Genomic DNA, 16,558 nt, shown 5'->3' with positions numbered 1-16,558 from the left:
GGGGTCAAAATTATTAATTTACATCGAGATATGAAAGGCTTCTCTATGCGAGGTGATTTTCACTCATTTTTGCTAATAGACAGTAAATCATTGTGTATTGTTGTTTTTTGGGGATTTAATTTAAGTAAAATTTAATAAAAAAAGTATGTTTTTTTTTAGAAAGTTATTTTAAAGTGTTGAGAACCAGTTTCTAATTAAATTTTTAACATTTACTTTATATTTTATTTAAATTTTACGAAATTTGGCAAAACAGTTTATAAAATAAAATTTATGTCAGAGCAGTCATTACAGACTTTAGGTGAGTTCATTATTGATAAACAAGACGATTTTCAGTACTCTACCGGAGAGTTTTCTAGACTTTTAAGTGCAATTAGATTAGCCTCTAAAATTGTAAACAGAGAAGTAAACAAAGCTGGAATTGTTGATATTACAGGCGCTGCCGGAAATCAAAACGTGCAGGGCGAAGAACAGCAAAAGCTGGATGTGATTGCCAACGAAATCTTTATTACAGCCTTATCTCAAAGAGAAGTGGTTTGTGGTATTGCATCAGAAGAGAATGATGATTTTATCGATATTCAAGCTGGTGAAAACGGGCATTTAAGTAAATATGTTGTACTTATTGACCCTCTTGATGGATCTTCTAATATTGATGTGAATGTTTCTGTAGGTACTATTTTCTCTATTTACAGAAGAGTTACCGAACCTGGGACGCCTGTTCAAAAAGAAGATTTCCTACAGAAAGGGATTAACCAAATTGCAGCGGGATATGTAATTTACGGTTCTTCTACGATGATTGTCTATACCACCGGAAATGGGGTTAATGGCTTTACATTAGATCCTTCTTTAGGTACTTACTATCTTTCTCATCCGAATATGAAATTCCCCAAAACAGGGAAAATTTATTCTATTAATGAAGGAAACTATATTAAATTCCCTCAAGGAGTAAAAACATATCTGAAATATTGCCAGATGGAAGAAGGAGATCGCCCTTATACATCAAGGTATATTGGTTCTCTTGTGGCTGATTTCCATAGAAATATGTTGAAAGGAGGTATTTATATTTATCCATCATATTCTCAAGCTCCAAACGGTAAGTTGAGATTATTGTACGAATGTAATCCAATGGCTTTCTTAGCAGAACAAGCAGGTGCTAAAGCTTCAGATGGGTTTAGAAGAATTCTTGAAATTGAACCAACAGAGCTGCATCAAAGAGTTCCTTTCTTCTGTGGATGTACCGAAATGGTAGAAAAAGCAGAAGAGTTTATGAGAATTGATAGTGTAAAATAAATGACAGCAGAATATTTTAAATATCTATTAGAATTCAAACGCCCGGGAGGAACTTCCCGCGGCGTTTTGCATGAAAAAGAAACCTTTATTCTAGAAATTTTTGATGAAGGTAAAAAAGGAATAGGAGAGTGTGCTATTTTCAGAGGTTTAAGTTTTGACGATAATGAAGATTACGAAACTAAACTTAAGTGGCTTTGTGAGAATATAAATGCAGGTAAAGATGCTATTAAAAATGAGCTAACCTTATTTCCTTCAATTTGGTTTGGATACGAACAAGCCATTCAAAATTTAAAATATCAAGGAAATCTTTATTTTCCAAGCGAATTTACGAGCGGAAAGACTCCAATTATTATCAATGGTTTAATCTGGATGGGAGATATTGCTTTTATGGAAGAGCAAATCGATGAAAAACTAAAAAACGGTTTTAGCTGTATTAAACTTAAAATTGGTGTAAACTGGGAAGCTGAACATGAAATTCTGAAGAATTTACGAAAGAAGTATGCTCCAGAGCAGTTGGAAATTCGGGTAGATGCCAATGGTGGTTTTTCTCCAGAAAATGCAAAAATTGTTTTGCAACAACTTTCAGATTTGTATATTCATTCAATTGAACAGCCCATAAAAGCAGGGAATTGGCAAGAAATGGCAAAGTTATGCGCCGAAACTCCTACTCCTATTGCTTTAGATGAAGAATTAATTGGGGTAATCAATTTCGATACAAAAGAAAGACTGTTACAGGAAATTAAGCCACAATATATTATTTTAAAACCAGCATTGGTTGGTGGTTTTTCCGGGTCAGACGAATGGATTTCTTTAGCAGAAAAATATAATATACAGTGGTGGATTACCTCTGCGCTAGAAAGTAACATTGGCCTCAATGCCATTGCACAATATACTTTTCTGAAAAATAATAAGATGCCTCAAGGTTTAGGAACGGGTGGGCTTTTTACTAATAATTTTGAAAGTTCTTTAGAATTGAAAGGAGAAAAGCTGTTTTTTAGAGAGTAAAAGAGTGTTTTTTATACAATATCTTCCACAAAGATTGCTTTTTTGAGGTACTCCCAAATCATAACCCATTGTTTTTTAATCGTTTTCATAGTCTTAGTTCTGTGATGTTGTCGTACTGTAAAAGTAATACTTTTTTAATTATAATCTACTATATTATGTTAATTTAATATATGATATAAATTATGTTTTTCTTAGTATATTATAAAATTAGTTAATAGTCTTATTCTCCTTAAATATTTGTTTCATAAGATTCAATTTCCTGTTTTCACAGAACTTTAAAATTTCCTAAATTTGCAAATTGTCGTAATAATCGACAGCTTAAAGCGAATTTTAATGGAAGAAGAAAAAAAATCACTCAATTTTATTGAGCAAATTATCGAAGATGATTTGGCAAACGGTCTCAAAAGAGAAGAGATTCGTTTCCGTTTTCCGCCTGAACCAAACGGTTATCTGCATGTAGGTCATACTAAAGCGATCTGCATCAACTTCGGTTTGGGTGAAAAATACAATGCTCCCGTAAACCTTCGTTTCGACGATACGAACCCTGAAAAAGAAGAGCAGGAATTCGTAGATTCTATTATGAAAGACGTTGAATGGCTTGGTTTCAAATGGGATAAAGTTTTGTACGCATCAGATTACTTCCAGCAGCTTTACGATTGGGCAGTTCAATTAATTAAAGAAGGAAAAGCATATGTAGACGAGCAACCTTCTGAAGTGATTACTGAACAAAGAAAAAATCCTACAGAACCGGGAGTTGAGTCTCCGTACAGAAATCGTCCTGTTGAAGAATCTTTAGATTTATTCGAAAGAATGAAAAACGGCGAATTCGAAAGCGGTTCAATGTCTCTACGTGCAAAAATCGATATGGTATCACCGAATATGAACATGCGTGATCCTGTTATGTATAGAATTTTGAACAAACCTCACCACAGAACAGGTACAGATTGGAAAATTTATCCAATGTACGATTGGGCACATGGTGAATCTGATTATATCGAGCAAATTTCGCACTCGCTTTGTTCTCTAGAGTTTGAAAATCACAGACCATTGTACAATTGGTATTTAGACCAAGTGTATGAAGAAGGAAAAGTGAAAAACAAGCAAAGAGAATTTGCGAGAATGAACGTTTCTTATATGATTACTTCCAAAAGAAAACTACAAAGGCTAATTGCTGAAAACGTAGTAAACGGTTGGGATGATCCAAGAATGCCTACCATTTCTGGGATGAGAAGAAAAGGTTTTACACCAACTTCTATCAGAAACTTTATTGAAAAAGTAGGAGTTGCTAAAAGAGAAAATTTAATCGAATTACAATTGCTAGAATTCTGTGTTCGTGAAGATTTAAATAAAGTTGCAAAACGTGTAATGACGGTAGTTGATCCTATTAAATTAGTCATCGAAAACTATCCTGAAGGACAAGAAGAATGGTTGGAAACTGAAAACAACCCAGAGCAAGAAAATGCAGGAACAAGAGAAATTCCGTTCTCTAGAGAGCTGTATATTGAGCGTGAAGACTTTAAAGAAGAAGCAAACAATAAATTCTTTAGACTAAAATTAGGAGGTGAAGTACGTTTAAAATCTGCATACATCATCAAAGGTGAAAGAGTAGAGAAAGACGAAAACGGAAACATCACAACAATCTACGCTACTTACGACGAAAAATCGAAGTCGGGAAGTGGTACAGAAGAGAGTTTAAGAAAGGTAAAAGGAACCATTCATTGGGTTTCTGCGAAGCATGCTATTCCTGTTGAAGTAAGAAATTACGACAAATTATTCACTGTAGAGCAACCAGATGCAGAGAAAGATGTAGATTTCCTAAACTTCATCAATCCAGAGTCTGTAACTACAGTTCAAGGGTTTGCAGAGCCTAGTTTAAAGGACGTTGTAGTGGGAGAACCTCTTCAGTTCCAGAGAATTGGCTATTTTACAAAAGATCAAGATTCTACGGATACCAACTTCGTATTCAATAGAACTGTGACTTTAAAAGACTCTTATAAGCCAGAGTAAGATTGAATTATATCAATATAAATCAAACAGGGCTTAATTTTTTTTAAGTCCTGTTTTTTGTTTTTAAATACCACAAATACAGGAGTTTTTGCCTAAATTTTTTACAAAGAAATTTGTGTTTTTAGTGTGAAAATTTTTGTGCTATTTGTGTTTAAAATTAATTCTAAAATGAAACTTTTAAAAATATACATCGATTCATTCCGAGGTTTGTCTCCAGAAAGCTGGATGCTTGCAACGGTAATGCTCATCAATCGATCGGGCTCTATGGTTTTGCCATTTTTAGGAGTTTATATGACCGATCATTTGCATTTCGACATCAAAAGTGCGGGGATTGTTTTGAGCTTTTTCGGGATTGGTTCTGTTGTCGGTTCTTGGTTTGGCGGGATGATTACCGACAAAATAGGAGAGTTTAAAGTACAAAGTTTAAGTCTTTTCTTAAGCGTTCCTATGTTTTGTTTGATTCCGCTTTTTCAAACTGAGGCAGGTTTAGCAGCCATTATTTTCATACAAAGTTCGATAAGCGAGGCTTTTCGACCTGCAAATTCTGTTGCTGTTTCCAAATATGCAAAACCTGGAAATATTACCAGAGCGTTTTCTCTCAACCGAATGGCGGTGAATCTTGGGTTTTCCGTTGGTCCTGCTCTTGGCGGAATTTTAGCAGCGATTTCCTACGATTTTCTCTTCTATTCTAATGCTGTTGGAGCTTTATTGGCGGGTTTAACGTACGTTTTTTTCTTTAGAAAAAGAAGTTACAGAAACAAAGACATCGCAAAAAATCAAGCTGATGTAAAAGCAGTTTCTCCATATAAAGATGTACGATTTATTTTATTTGCGGGAGCGTGTTTTATGTTTTCGGTTTGTTTCTTTCAATTGTTGAACACTTTGACGATTTTTTATAAACAAGAAGCTAAATTATCCGCCGAAATCATCGGTTATATCTTAGGTTTTAGCGGAATTATCGTTGTGGTTATGGAAATGATAATGGTACAAATCGCTGAAAGATATTTGAAACTTAAAACAACTATGCTTTTGGGAACTCTTTTCTGTGCCGTTGCTTTTGCAATGTTGGCTGCAGGGAATTCACTTTGGTTGTTAGTAGCTTCAATTTCTTTACTAAGTTTGGGGGAAATTTGGGCTTTACCATTTATGGCAACGATTACCTCACTTCGCTCAGGAACACACAATAAAGGAGCTTATATGGGACTTTTGGGAATTGCATTTTCGCTGTCTTTCATTATTACGCCTTCTTTGGGAACTTTCGTGGCAGAAAAGTTTGGTTTTACCATTTTATGGTTCTCAACAGGAGTTGTACTTACCATTACAGCGATTGCTTTCTATTACATTATTCCGTGGATGTTAAAGGGACGAGAAAACGACTCTGAAAGGTAAAAAAAAGAGCTCTTCGACATTTTGTGTGGAAATCAATTTTTTAATTGACATCGGAAACGGAGGCGTTAAAAAATTTTGAAAAAATTCCGTTAAAAAATCTCCATTGTTTGAGTGGCGGCAAAAAAATTGTTAAATGCCTAATCTTTCTTTCCGCCCGAGTTTTGGAGATTTTAGGAGTTTTTTCAGAATTTTAGCCGAGTTTCCAGGTCTTGAATTTTTGGTTCTTTTGTTTCAAGGCAAAAGAACAAGAAATCAAAAATTAAAAAATGAATCTTAAAATTAATATTCCAGAATTTTTGGTGAAGAACCAAAAAAAGGAAGTTTCCATCATTAGAAACTTCCTTTTTTTTTATTTTGAAAGAATATTTTTCACAATCATTTCTGCATGAATTCTGGAGTTTTCAATAAACCAAAGATGAGTGTCTTTTCCGCCACAAACAACGCCTGCCAAATACAGGTTTTTGATGTTGGTTTCCATTGTTTCTTCATTGTAGAAAGGTTTTAAATTATCTCCTTGAAGGTCGATTCCGGTTTGCTGTAAAAAATTAAAATCTGGAAGATAACCCGTCATTGCCAATACAAAATCGTTTTCAATTTCTTGAATTTCTCCGTTTTTATCTTTAAAAATGATAGAATTTTCTTTAATTTCAGTCATTTCTGCGTTAAAATGCGCGGTAATACTTCCTTCTGCAATTCTATTCTCTATGTCGGGTTTTACCCAATATTTTACACTGTTAGAAATTTCAGAATGACGAATAATCATCGTGACTTCGGCGCCTTTTCTATACGTTTCTAAAGCTGCATCTACGGCAGAATTACTGGAACCTACCACTACAATTTTTTGTTTTGCATAAGGATAAGGTTCGGTGTAGTAATGTTTTACTTTGGGTAAATTTTCACCCGGGATATTCATAAGATTTGGAATGTCATAAAAACCGGTAGAAATAATTACATTTTTAGCAAAATAGTTTGCTTTTGAAGTCTCAACGGTGAAAATATCGTCGTTTTTGGAGATTTTTTCTACTTTTTCGTAAAGATTAATATTTACATTTTTCTGTCTTGCAATTCCTTGATAATATTCTAAAGCTTCTTGTCTACCAGGTTTTGGGGCGGTTGAAATGAAAGGAATTTCATCAATTTCCAGTTTTTCTGCCGTCGAAAAAAAACGCATGTATAAAGGATAATTGTATAAAGAATTTACAATGGTTCCTTTTTCGACAATGAGGTAAGATAAATTGTTTTTTCTGGCTTCCAGAGCACAGTTTAAGCCTATTGGCCCAGCTCCTATAATGAGAACATCTAAGATTTCCATTTTTCAAATTTAGTCAATCAAAAGTTTTTATTAAAAAGGATTCATGCAAAATCTTGCCATTTCGGAATTTTTTTTGCTAAGTCTTTTTCAAATTCTTTCAAGAGATTACATATTATGAAAAAAATATTGATGTTATTGGTTCTCTGTTTCCTTTTTTCATGCGAAGAAAAGATTCAAAATAAAAAATCATTAGAGCCTCAAAAAATGGCTGAGAAAACAGAGGTTCAGAAAGTGAAAGAAGTAAATGATGCCATTTTATTTTTGCTAAAAAAAAGAAACTATTCACGTCTTTCAAAGTTTGTAAGCCCTCATCGAGGGGTGCGTTTTTCTATGTATGCGCACGTAACTGTGAAGACTGATAAGGTTTTTACTAAAGCAGATTTCGATAGATACCTTTCTTCTGATATGGTTTTTACTTGGGGCGAAAGGGATGGGAGTGGAGACAGATTTACTGCGACACTTCGAAATTACCTTAGTCAATGGGTTTTTGCTGATGATTATTCTGAAGGCAGATTTTCTTACAATAAATTTTTAGTGGAAGGTAATTCGCAGAATAATCTCGAGAAAATATATGTTAAGGATGTATTTACCGAGAATTATCTTCCTGGTACAGCCCAAAATAGTTATATGGATTGGAAAGTTTTGCGCTTGGTTTTCGAAGAAATACAAGGGAAATATTATCTTGTTGCCATTGTGAATGATCAATGGACGATTTAAAAATTTCCTTCATGAAAAGGAGTCTTTACATGAAGGAAATTTTCACAGTATTTCTGACAGTTTCTTAGTAAGGTTTTTTCTTGAAAACTGTTCAATGTTTTCCGTATTGTCAACAAGATTTCCTGTTTTCCAAAGCTCAAATTTTTCTAGAATAAATTTTTTAAGCTTTTCAGAATCATCATACGAGAAATGCTGTCCTGCATTGGTTTCATCTAAAATTCGAGAGACGTCTGCGTCTTTTGGTCCGAAAGAAATTATTTGCTTTCCTGTCGCCAAATATTCGAAAATTTTACCGGGAATAATTCCTTTAGAAGCTTCACTTGGGAAATTGGTAATGAGAAGAAGTGAGGTTTTCGACATTTCTTCAACTGCCTTTCCATGCGAAAGGTACCCTAAGTTTTGGATGTGGTTTTTTAATGATAAATTTTCGAGGTTTTCAAGAATTTTATCATCAACTCTTCCCACGAATTTTAAGCTGAATTTTTCAGCAAAATCGCTGTTGTTTTTTACCAAATCGTTTAAAGCTTTCCAAAGGTTTTCAGGGTTTCTTAATTGTTCTAAAACACCGATGTAGCTTAACGTGAATCTCGTTTGAGTGTCTGAGAGTTGTCGTGTTTTAGTGTTGTCGCTTTCATCAAAACCATTGGTGATGCAAATTGCGTTGGCTCCGTTTTTTCTGAAATTTTCTGCATCGGTATAGCTTGTTGCCAAAGTAATGTCTGCGTTTTTGAAGACTTCACTTTCTAAAAAACGATGCTTCTGATCTGAACTTTTGGTAAGTTTTAAATGTTTATAGTAAGAAATTTCTGTCCAAGGATCACGGAAATCGGCAATCCATTTTAGGTTAGGAAGTTTCTTTTTTAAATTTAAACCAATTAAGTGCATAGAATGTGGCGGTCCCGAAGTAACCACAACATCAATTTTATTTTCTGTTAAATATTTTTCAAGGAAAGTGGTTGATGGTTTTACCCAAAAAACTCTCGCATCCGGAATGAAAAAATTTCCTCTTACCCAAATCGAAAGTTTAGATTTCCAACTTTGATTTTTGCCAACATCAAATTGTCCGGCTTTAAACTTTTTGTTGCTTTTATTAAGCTTTTCAGCCAATTGATAGGGTTCCCAGATTTTGGTTTTTACCATTTCGATGTCTTTGGGAACATCTTTCATCAAGCTTTCGTCCAACAAAGGATAGCTTGGGTTTTCTGGTGTGTAAATAATCGGTTTCCAGCCAAAATCGGGTAGATATTTCGCAAATTTTAACCAACGTTGTACACCAGGACCACCTGCAGGTGGCCAATAATAGGTGATGATAAGGATTTTTTTATCTGTAGACATGGTTGTTTTATTTTAACCGCAAAAGAGACAGAAGATAAATACTTTTGGTTATCTTTTTAACACTGGCGTCGTTACGATTTAATAATAATTGAATTCACAATTTCATCTGCAATTGGCTCCCATTCCTTTTGAATTTTCTCAATACAATTAAAATTGCACATTAATATTTTTCCATTTATTGTAGTGAAAAATATGTAATTAAATATCTTTTGGTCAATGGCTTCAGAATGAAATTTAATAAATGCAATTTTTTTATTATTTACAGTTTTTATTCCGCTCGAAAGTATTTTAATATCACTTCTTTTCGACAACATTAGTTGTTTAGAACTTTCTAATATATTATTTAAATCTTTGTCTGTACCAGATTCATTCCTCATATCTCCAATTAAAGATATTTTTGAACTTTCATCTGCTAAACAGATCTCTGGTTTTTTGGGAAGTTTATATTTAAGATTAAAAATCTCGTCATCCATTATTTTTAAAGATGATGGATATTTTAATTCTAAATTCAGATTAGTTGATTTAAATGTATTCCAATCTTGTTGAGAAAATACAAATTGGGATACAAGAATAGCTACAAATAGATAAAATCTTTTTGCTTTATTTTTCATTTTTTATTGAACTATTATTCTTCTTATTTAAAATAAAAATTCCCACACCACTTAAAATAATAAACAGCGCGAAGCAAAGAAGAGAAATCCATTTTCCTTTTTCGATAACTTCTGGCTCGAAAACCATTTTAATATTGTGATTTCCGGCAGGAACGTGAACAGCTCTCAATAAATAATCTGCCTTTACGTAATCTACTTCTTTCCCATCAACAGAAACTTTCCAACCATGAGGATAATATATTTCTGAGAAAACCGCCAATTGAGGCGTCTTTGAAGTCGATTTAAATTCTAATTCGTTGGCTTCATATTTTGTTAAATTAATAGTAGCTGTAGAATCTGGCTGAATTGTTTTTCCTTCAAAATACTTTTTGTCGTCTTTGTTAATAACGGCTGTTTTTTTAGAATCGATTACACCAATGGCTTTAATCTCTTCATTCGGGTTGTTTACAAATTTAATGTCGCTTACAAACCACGCGTTTCCGTTTGCACTTGGGTTCGGTACAACTTGAGGTTCGGAAGGATTTCCGAAAATCATGTATTTTGTATTCAGAAGGTTTAAGATTTTCGGTGTTTTTACACTGTCTGCTTTTACGATATATTCATTTAGTAAATCGTCGTATCTTCTTAGTTTTACCGCATGATAACCTCCAATTGATGGTCTAAAATAAGAGGTATTGGTTTCACTAGTTACACCCAAAACTTGATTGTAAACTCTGTAATGTTTTGGATCTTTTTCAGCGATGGTTTCCAAGGTTTTGTTCACTGGAATTGTAGCTAAAATAGATTGTAAATTAGCATTATCGCCCACTTTTTCAGCTAAATAATCTGTTCCTTCAGTTTGGAAAGGATTTTCAGCGAAAATTTTATCTACATAATTATCGTCGTTTAAGTAGTTTTTATTTACCGTCCATAAATCAAACAAACTCACAGCTCCAATAATTAAAAGAGCAATGTTTTGATTAAGTTTTTGCTTTAATCCAAAGAATAAAACAGCGACAGTAATTGCTACGTAAATTAAGGCTTTAATGGCATCTGCACTGAACATTTTGTAACGTTCAGAAATAAGATAATCGAGTAGGAAAGGAGGTAAATATTGCTTTTCTGTATCGGTAGCAAAACCTAAAATTCCTTTTCCGAAAACCAAAAGAATTAATAACAAACCTAAAGTTCCACCAGAAACATACAACAAGATTTTCTTTTTGTATTCTTCTGTTAGTTTTGTATCTGTGAAGAATTTGTATAAACCTACAATCGCAATTAATGGGAACAGCAATTCTACCACGACCAAAATAGAAGATGGTGCTCTGAATTTGCTGTAAAACGGAACATAATCGATAAAGAAGTCGGAAAGTGGCATAAAGTTGCTTCCCCATGCTAAAAGAACAGTTAAAACAGTTGCCCCTAAAATCCAGTAACGGTATTTTTTTGGAGCAAAGAAAAAGCCTAATAAAGCAAGGAAACAAACCACTGCTCCTTGATAAGCCGGTCCTGAAGTTCCCGGTTGATCTCCCCAATAAGTTGTTGAACCGAAACCTTGAGAAATTCTATCCATTTCAGCTTGTGAAGTAACATTTTGCTGTACCAATTCCTGGATTTCAGACATCATTCTTTCGCTTTCTGGTCCGTTGCTTCCGCCTCCCATTAATCTTGGAATGAAAAGGTTTAACGTTTCAAGCTTTCCGTAGCTCCAGTTTAAGATGCTTTCTTTATCCATACCAGAATTTCCGGCAGTATGAGAGTCTGTGTTTAAGATTTGTTTTCCTCTTACTGTTTCTTTAATGTACTCAGAGTTTGCCATGATTCTTTGTGAATTCATCCCAACTCCGATGGCTAAAGCTCCAGCAACAATTCCTGAAGAAATTAAGAAATGCTTCATCGGAACTTTCTTCTGAATGGCTCTTACCAATTCTGAAATGAATAAAAACCCAAGTCCTAAAAACAAATAATACGTCATTTGCGGATGGTTTGCAGCTACTTGAAGCCCGAAAAATAGCGTAGTGACAATAAAACCAAGTACATATTTTTTTCGGAGATAGACCAATAAAATTCCTGCTAAAAGAGGCGCAAAATATTCAATGGTGTTTACTTTTCCGTTGTGTCCGGCTGCAATAATGATATAGAAATAGGTTGAAAGCCCGAAAAATGTGGCTCCTATAAGTGCATATTTCCAATTTCGAACGGCAACCATTCCCAAAAGGAAGAAACCAGCAAAAAGTAAGAAAAGATAATTAACCGGTCTTGGTAAAATATTCAAATAGCTGTCTACTTTTTTAATGATGTCGCCATCAAAACGGCTTCCCATTTGGTAAGTGGGCATTCCGCCAAACATAGAATCGCTCCAGTAGGTTTCTTTGTCGAAACTTTCACGGTAGTCGATAAGCTCTTTAGCACCGCCACGATATTGAACAATATCATGCTGGAAAAGTTGCTTCCCTGTAAAAACAGGAGTTGAATATAAAAATGCTAAAACTAAGAATGCAACGATTGAAATTGCAATGTAAACTAAGTTTTTATTTTTTGCCATATTGATGGTTATTATCTTTGATATTGATGAATTTACCTCTTTTCTTTTGTTTCTGTAACCTCTTCATAGTCTACAGTTTCTGCATCCCAATTGAGTTTTTGCGAATTGTTTTTCTTTTCTGAATTTTTTGTCTCCTGCCTTTGTGCATTTTCCTGTGGTTTGAAACCAGTAAATTTATAGAAAGACTTAAAGAAAATTCTCTTCAGAATATTCCAAACGAAAAATAACACGATGGTAATGAGAATAAGCTCAAAAAGATATTTTATGAAAGACATATTGACTGACTTGATATTTAAAGCTGAAGAATCTTAAAACTTATCTTCTAAAAAGTTTTAAGATTCTCAAATTTATTTATTCGAAGGATTCACCATTACAGTAGAATTAGAAACGCTTTTCATCGATTTAGATTCATTTCCTTTAGAAATTGTTTCAATCTGAGTGGTTTTCATATTGATGTTTTGGTGGGTAATCCAGCCTGTGTTTTGGTCAAATTTGATAACTCCGTTTTGAGTAAGTTCGCTGCTCAAACTGTGAGTCATATCTTCCTGTTTTTGCTTGTTGGTTTTCTTAGGAATTCCTCCAGTAACCGAGATTTCAGCAATCCCGTTTCCAACACTTTTTAATTGATAATTAGAAGTTACCTTTACAGTTCCCGCTTGATCAGCATTTTCACTTAATGACCATTTTTCGCCAATTTTAGCTCCTTTTTTAGGTAAAATCATAAGGTTTTTACTGAATTGCTCTTTTAAAACAGCTTCATTAAATGTTTGCTTTAAGCTAGAAATCAGTCCGTCTCTATCTGCTTTTTCTTTTACGATTTTTGCAACAGCAGTTTCCACTTTCTTGAAAATAGGTTCAAAACCTGTAATAGAAATTACTTTCCCATGATTATCCATTTTCATTTGAAGTTTATTTCCCATTAAAGCTTTGTTGATAATCCAAAACATTTTTAGTTGCTCTTCTTTAGGTTCAGCTTCTTTAGTATCGATAGAAACTGTTTTTCCTTGTCCAGATTCTGAATTTCTTTTACCAATTAAATTGATGGTAATATCGTACACATTTCCTTTTACATCATTTACCACAAAAGTCATTTCGTCTGTAGATTCAGAAGTTTTATTAAGTGTTTTACCAGAAGGGTCGGTCATTGTTAAAATGTTTCTCTGGTATGTTGTAAGAGGGTAGGTGTCTCCTTTTTTAAGTTTGAAAGATTGCTTGAAAACTCCTAGAGAATCTTTAATTGCAGGATTAGCTTCTACTGTTTTTACAGAATCTGCAGGTACTTCTACAGTGATGGTTTTTCCTGTTTTAGGATCTACTTTTGTAATGGTTGCTGTTTCTTTTTTGCAAGAAACTAAAGCTAGAGAAAGCAATGCAAATGCTGCTATATTTTTCATGTAATAAATTTAAAATTATTGAATTGGTTTGATGGATTTCTGCCTTACAGCTTCATAAAGTATCGCTCCACAAGCAACAGAAACGTTCAAAGATTGTGTTTTTCCTTCAATCGGAAGTTTTATTTTTTCATCTGAATGGTGCAGAACTTCTTTAGAAATTCCTGTTTCTTCATTTCCCATTACGATTGCGCATGGTTCTGTAAAGTTGACGTCGTAAATCAACTTTTGAGCTTTTTCAGACGCTGCAAATACTGAAATACCACTTTGTTGAAGATAATCTACAACATGTGCAAGATTCGGTTCTTTACAGATTTTAATGTTATAAAGTGCTCCTGCAGAAGTTTTTATCGCATCAGAATTAATTGGTGCGGCTCCTTTTTCTGGAATAATAACCGCATCAACCCCCACACATTCTGCTGTTCTACAGATTGCTCCGAAATTTCTTACATCGGTAAGACGGTCTAGAATTAATAAGAAAGGCGTTTTTCCTTCTTCAAAAAGTTGCGGAACGATGTTTTCAATTTTATGAAAAGGTACATCAGAAATAAACGCAACAACACCTTGGTGGTTTTTTCTCGTAAAACGGTTCAGCTTTTCTACCGGAACGTAGTTCGGACGAATTTTATTCTTAGCCAAAGCTGCTTTTAATTCTGCATAGATTTCTCCCTGCAAAGCGTTTTGTACAAATATTTTGTCTATGGTTTTTCCGGCTTCAATAGCTTCCAATACGGGACGAAGCCCGAAAATAAAATCGTCTTTCATATAAAATTGTTTAAAGTTTAAGGTTTAAAGTTTAAGGTTTTCGAAATGTTTTGTTTCTTACTTAAATTTTGTTCCTTTTACTTCTGTATTTTTTAAATAATTAATAAATGAGCCAATTTTTTTGCTCAATAATTCTGTTTGTTCTTTCAGGTCAATAAATTTTTGTTCATCGATGAATTTTCTATCAAAAACTCTATATAATTGTGACCTTGTTTCTCCACAGGAAGCTTTTGCTATCGAGAGAAAATTAATAAACTCTTTTGTGCCATTTCGTTCGAAACCTTCCGCAATGTTATCCATTACAGAGCCAGAAGAACCATCTATTTGGCTACTCAGTTTAAAGTTGTTTTTTAAGTTTGTATTTTCGATAATTTCAAAAATATCTTGGCAAAGTATCCTTGATAATTTCGAAATATCTAAATCTTCAAATCGATTAATAATTGCCATAACTTTAAACCTAAAACCTTAAACTTGCTAGTATTTTTCTCCTAAAATCGCTCTTTTTTGCGCCATTATGTAGCCATAATGAAGCGTTTCGTGCATATTGTTGAAGATAATAGCATCTTGAATGTTCTTTAAATCAAGGCCAAAACTGGTTGTGTAAGGCGTGTAATCTGAGAACAAATCTGCATCAAAATCCTTCATTAAAATTTTTGAAGTTTCTGTGAGCAAAAATTCAAGGTCTTCCACTTCAGATTTTTCAACTTGAAGATTGGGAAGGGTGCCTTTTTTGTAGGTTTCAACCCAATATTTATCTATCCGGAATGGGTTTCCGCTTAGATAATAATGCAAAAGCTGTTGGGTAGCCACTGTGTGAGCGATGTTCCAGTAGATGTTATTATTAAAACCATCCGGAATCAAAAGAAGGTCTTCATGAGAAGTTTCTTGTAGAATCTGGAGGAGATTTTTTCTTACCTGCCTGTGCGCCTGAAAATGATAATTCATTGTATCAGAATTTTAATCTCCAAAAATAGTCTAATAAAGTGGAAGCTACAATTTTTAACGAAGAGTTTAGGCTTTTTTAATATATTTTGAGTTGTAGATTTAACAAACTTTAACTCAAAAATAGCATTTCTTATGTTGGCAAATGCAAGTATTTATCAGAAATTTACCGATTATTTAATAAACCTATGTCAGATATACATCAAGCGGAAGACATCCGACAGCTTACCGAAAAAGTAAAGGAACAAAACTATTTTTTCACGCTTCTCCGACAAGAAATTAATAAAGTAATTATTGGTCAGCAATATATGGTTGATCGTCTTTTGGTAGGGCTTTTAGGAAACGGACACGTTCTTTTGGAGGGAGTTCCGGGTCTTGCTAAAACTTTAGCCATAAAAACTTTGGCAGATGCGGTGCATGGTGAGTTTTCTAGAATTCAGTTTACCCCCGATCTTTTGCCTGCAGATGTTGTGGGTACAATGATTTATAATGTTAAAGAAAATGATTTTTCTATAAAAAAAGGGCCTGTTTTTGCCAATTTCGTTTTAGCGGATGAAATTAATCGTGCGCCTGCAAAAGTACAATCTGCACTTTTGGAGGTAATGCAAGAAAAGCAAGTTACGATTGGCGACGAAACCATGAAGCTTCCGAAGCCTTTCCTTGTTTTGGCAACGCAAAACCCAATCGATCAGGAAGGAACTTACCTTTTACCTGAAGCGCAAAGTGACCGTTTTATGCTAAAATGTACCATCGGTTATCCTGAATTTGAGGATGAAAGAGCGGTGATGAGAATGGTTTCTACGTCGCAATCGCAAGAAGTAAGGCCAGTAATTTCTTTGCAGAACATCGTTGAAGCGAAAGAGTTAGTCAACAAAATTTATCTCGACGAGAAAATTGAAAAATATATTCTGGATATGGTTTTTGCTACCCGTTTTCCTGAAAAATATGGTTTGTCTGAGCTTAAAAATTACATCAGTTTTGGAGCTTCACCGAGAGCATCTATCAATTTGGCAATTGCTTCCAGAGCGTATGCATTTTTGAAAGGAAGAGCTTTTGTGATTCCTGAAGATGTGAAAGCTTTAGCACAAGATGTTTTAAGACACAGAATCGGGCTAACTTTTGAAGCAGAAGCAGAAGAAATTACCACCGAAGAAATCATCAACAGAATTTTAGCGAAAATTCAAGCACCTTAAGTTTAATGTAGCAATGTAACAGTTTAACAATTTACTAATTTTTAGATTGTTATATTGGTAGATTGCTATATTGTTACATT

At 33.9% G+C, this 16,558-nt stretch carries 16 protein-coding genes; 7 read left to right on the top strand and 9 right to left on the bottom strand.

Going from position 1 to position 16,558, the window contains the following annotated elements:
* The first annotated feature begins 270 nt into the window (after positions 1-270).
* From fbp to AC2A1D_RS02270, 5 genes are all read left to right on the top strand, one after another.
* Entirely contained in the window at positions 271-1,287 is a 1,017-nt protein-coding gene (gene fbp, locus AC2A1D_RS02290) for a class 1 fructose-bisphosphatase (RefSeq protein WP_484042049.1), read from the top strand.
* Positions 1,288-2,292, top strand: a complete 1,005-nt coding sequence (locus AC2A1D_RS02285) for an o-succinylbenzoate synthase (RefSeq protein WP_484042048.1) — start codon at positions 1,288-1,290, stop codon at positions 2,290-2,292. It abuts the gene before it with no gap.
* A gap of 333 nt (positions 2,293-2,625) precedes the next feature.
* Positions 2,626-4,299: a glutamine--tRNA ligase/YqeY domain fusion protein gene (locus AC2A1D_RS02280; protein WP_484042047.1), complete on the top strand. Its 1,674-nt coding sequence runs from the start codon at positions 2,626-2,628 to the stop codon at positions 4,297-4,299.
* 168 nt (positions 4,300-4,467) lie between these two features.
* Positions 4,468-5,688: an MFS transporter gene (locus AC2A1D_RS02275; protein WP_484042046.1), complete on the top strand. Its 1,221-nt coding sequence runs from the start codon at positions 4,468-4,470 to the stop codon at positions 5,686-5,688.
* 133 nt (positions 5,689-5,821) lie between these two features.
* Entirely contained in the window at positions 5,822-5,965 is a 144-nt protein-coding gene (locus tag AC2A1D_RS02270) for a hypothetical protein (RefSeq protein ID WP_484042045.1), read from the top strand.
* Positions 5,966-6,037: 72 nt separating this feature from the next.
* Here AC2A1D_RS02270 and AC2A1D_RS02265 read toward each other — a convergent pair whose 3' ends face one another.
* Positions 6,038-7,000, bottom strand: coding sequence for a YpdA family putative bacillithiol disulfide reductase (locus tag AC2A1D_RS02265; RefSeq protein WP_484042044.1), 963 nt, complete (start codon positions 6,998-7,000; stop codon positions 6,038-6,040).
* A gap of 204 nt (positions 7,001-7,204) precedes the next feature.
* On the opposite strand from AC2A1D_RS02265, the gene AC2A1D_RS02260 reads away from it, so the two are divergent.
* Positions 7,205-7,717: a hypothetical protein gene (locus AC2A1D_RS02260; RefSeq protein WP_484042043.1), complete on the top strand. Its 513-nt coding sequence runs from the start codon at positions 7,205-7,207 to the stop codon at positions 7,715-7,717.
* 42 nt (positions 7,718-7,759) lie between these two features.
* Here the strand turns inward: AC2A1D_RS02260 and AC2A1D_RS02255 are convergent, their stop codons facing one another.
* The 8 genes from AC2A1D_RS02255 to AC2A1D_RS02220 all read right to left on the bottom strand — a co-directional run bounded on the left by AC2A1D_RS02255 (position 7,760) and on the right by AC2A1D_RS02220 (position 15,288).
* Complete coding sequence (locus tag AC2A1D_RS02255; protein WP_484042042.1) at positions 7,760-9,052, bottom strand: glycosyltransferase family protein; 1,293 nt, start codon at positions 9,050-9,052, stop codon at positions 7,760-7,762.
* Between the two features lie 71 nt (positions 9,053-9,123).
* Positions 9,124-9,663 (bottom strand): hypothetical protein, encoded by a 540-nt coding sequence (locus AC2A1D_RS02250; protein WP_484042041.1) that lies wholly within the window; start codon positions 9,661-9,663, stop codon positions 9,124-9,126.
* A complete protein-coding gene (locus AC2A1D_RS02245) occupies positions 9,653-12,187 on the bottom strand; it encodes a YfhO family protein (protein ID WP_484042040.1) in 2,535 nt (844 codons plus the stop codon). The genes AC2A1D_RS02250 and AC2A1D_RS02245 overlap by 11 nt, the downstream gene beginning before the upstream one ends.
* Positions 12,188-12,219: 32 nt before the next feature.
* A complete protein-coding gene (locus AC2A1D_RS02240) occupies positions 12,220-12,462 on the bottom strand; it encodes a hypothetical protein (protein ID WP_484042039.1) in 243 nt (80 codons plus the stop codon).
* Positions 12,463-12,534: 72 nt separating this feature from the next.
* Entirely contained in the window at positions 12,535-13,581 is a 1,047-nt protein-coding gene (locus AC2A1D_RS02235; protein ID WP_484042038.1) for a DUF6263 family protein, read from the bottom strand.
* A 15-nt stretch (positions 13,582-13,596) separates the two neighbouring features.
* Complete coding sequence (gene rlmB, locus AC2A1D_RS02230; RefSeq protein WP_484042037.1) at positions 13,597-14,343, bottom strand: 23S rRNA (guanosine(2251)-2'-O)-methyltransferase RlmB; 747 nt, start codon at positions 14,341-14,343, stop codon at positions 13,597-13,599.
* 57 nt (positions 14,344-14,400) lie between these two features.
* On the bottom strand, positions 14,401-14,790 hold the full coding sequence (locus AC2A1D_RS02225) for a four helix bundle protein (protein ID WP_484042036.1): 390 nt from the start codon (positions 14,788-14,790) through the stop codon (positions 14,401-14,403).
* 27 nt (positions 14,791-14,817) lie between these two features.
* Positions 14,818-15,288: a DinB family protein gene (locus AC2A1D_RS02220; RefSeq protein ID WP_484042035.1), complete on the bottom strand. Its 471-nt coding sequence runs from the start codon at positions 15,286-15,288 to the stop codon at positions 14,818-14,820.
* 185 nt (positions 15,289-15,473) lie between these two features.
* On the opposite strand from AC2A1D_RS02220, the gene AC2A1D_RS02215 reads away from it, so the two are divergent.
* Positions 15,474-16,478, top strand: a complete 1,005-nt coding sequence (locus AC2A1D_RS02215; protein ID WP_484042034.1) for an AAA family ATPase — start codon at positions 15,474-15,476, stop codon at positions 16,476-16,478.
* Positions 16,479-16,558: the final 80 nt, after the last annotated feature.

Source organism: Chryseobacterium sp. HNCC26DJ239 (genome assembly GCF_057180445.1).
The sequence above is the reverse complement of the archived record's forward strand: the minus strand, read 5'-3'. Positions and strand labels throughout refer to the sequence as shown.

Excerpts from the sequence above, each read along its gene's own strand:
- fbp (WP_484042049.1), top strand. The coding sequence starts at position 271 with ATGTCAGAGCAGTCATTACAGACTTTAGGTGAGTTCATTATTGATAAA.
- AC2A1D_RS02285 (WP_484042048.1), top strand. The coding sequence starts at position 1,288 with ATGACAGCAGAATATTTTAAATATCTATTAGAATTCAAACGCCCGGGA.
- AC2A1D_RS02280 (WP_484042047.1), top strand. The coding sequence starts at position 2,626 with ATGGAAGAAGAAAAAAAATCACTCAATTTTATTGAGCAAATTATCGAA.
- AC2A1D_RS02275 (WP_484042046.1), top strand. The coding sequence starts at position 4,468 with ATGAAACTTTTAAAAATATACATCGATTCATTCCGAGGTTTGTCTCCA.
- AC2A1D_RS02270 (WP_484042045.1), top strand. The coding sequence starts at position 5,822 with ATGCCTAATCTTTCTTTCCGCCCGAGTTTTGGAGATTTTAGGAGTTTT.
- AC2A1D_RS02265 (WP_484042044.1), bottom strand. The coding sequence starts at position 7,000 with ATGGAAATCTTAGATGTTCTCATTATAGGAGCTGGGCCAATAGGCTTA.
- AC2A1D_RS02260 (WP_484042043.1), top strand. The coding sequence starts at position 7,205 with ATGGCTGAGAAAACAGAGGTTCAGAAAGTGAAAGAAGTAAATGATGCC.
- AC2A1D_RS02255 (WP_484042042.1), bottom strand. The coding sequence starts at position 9,052 with ATGTCTACAGATAAAAAAATCCTTATCATCACCTATTATTGGCCACCT.
- AC2A1D_RS02250 (WP_484042041.1), bottom strand. The coding sequence starts at position 9,663 with ATGAAAAATAAAGCAAAAAGATTTTATCTATTTGTAGCTATTCTTGTA.
- AC2A1D_RS02245 (WP_484042040.1), bottom strand. The coding sequence starts at position 12,187 with ATGGCAAAAAATAAAAACTTAGTTTACATTGCAATTTCAATCGTTGCA.
- AC2A1D_RS02240 (WP_484042039.1), bottom strand. The coding sequence starts at position 12,462 with ATGTCTTTCATAAAATATCTTTTTGAGCTTATTCTCATTACCATCGTG.
- AC2A1D_RS02235 (WP_484042038.1), bottom strand. The coding sequence starts at position 13,581 with ATGAAAAATATAGCAGCATTTGCATTGCTTTCTCTAGCTTTAGTTTCT.
- rlmB (WP_484042037.1), bottom strand. The coding sequence starts at position 14,343 with ATGAAAGACGATTTTATTTTCGGGCTTCGTCCCGTATTGGAAGCTATT.
- AC2A1D_RS02225 (WP_484042036.1), bottom strand. The coding sequence starts at position 14,790 with ATGGCAATTATTAATCGATTTGAAGATTTAGATATTTCGAAATTATCA.
- AC2A1D_RS02220 (WP_484042035.1), bottom strand. The coding sequence starts at position 15,288 with ATGAATTATCATTTTCAGGCGCACAGGCAGGTAAGAAAAAATCTCCTC.
- AC2A1D_RS02215 (WP_484042034.1), top strand. The coding sequence starts at position 15,474 with ATGTCAGATATACATCAAGCGGAAGACATCCGACAGCTTACCGAAAAA.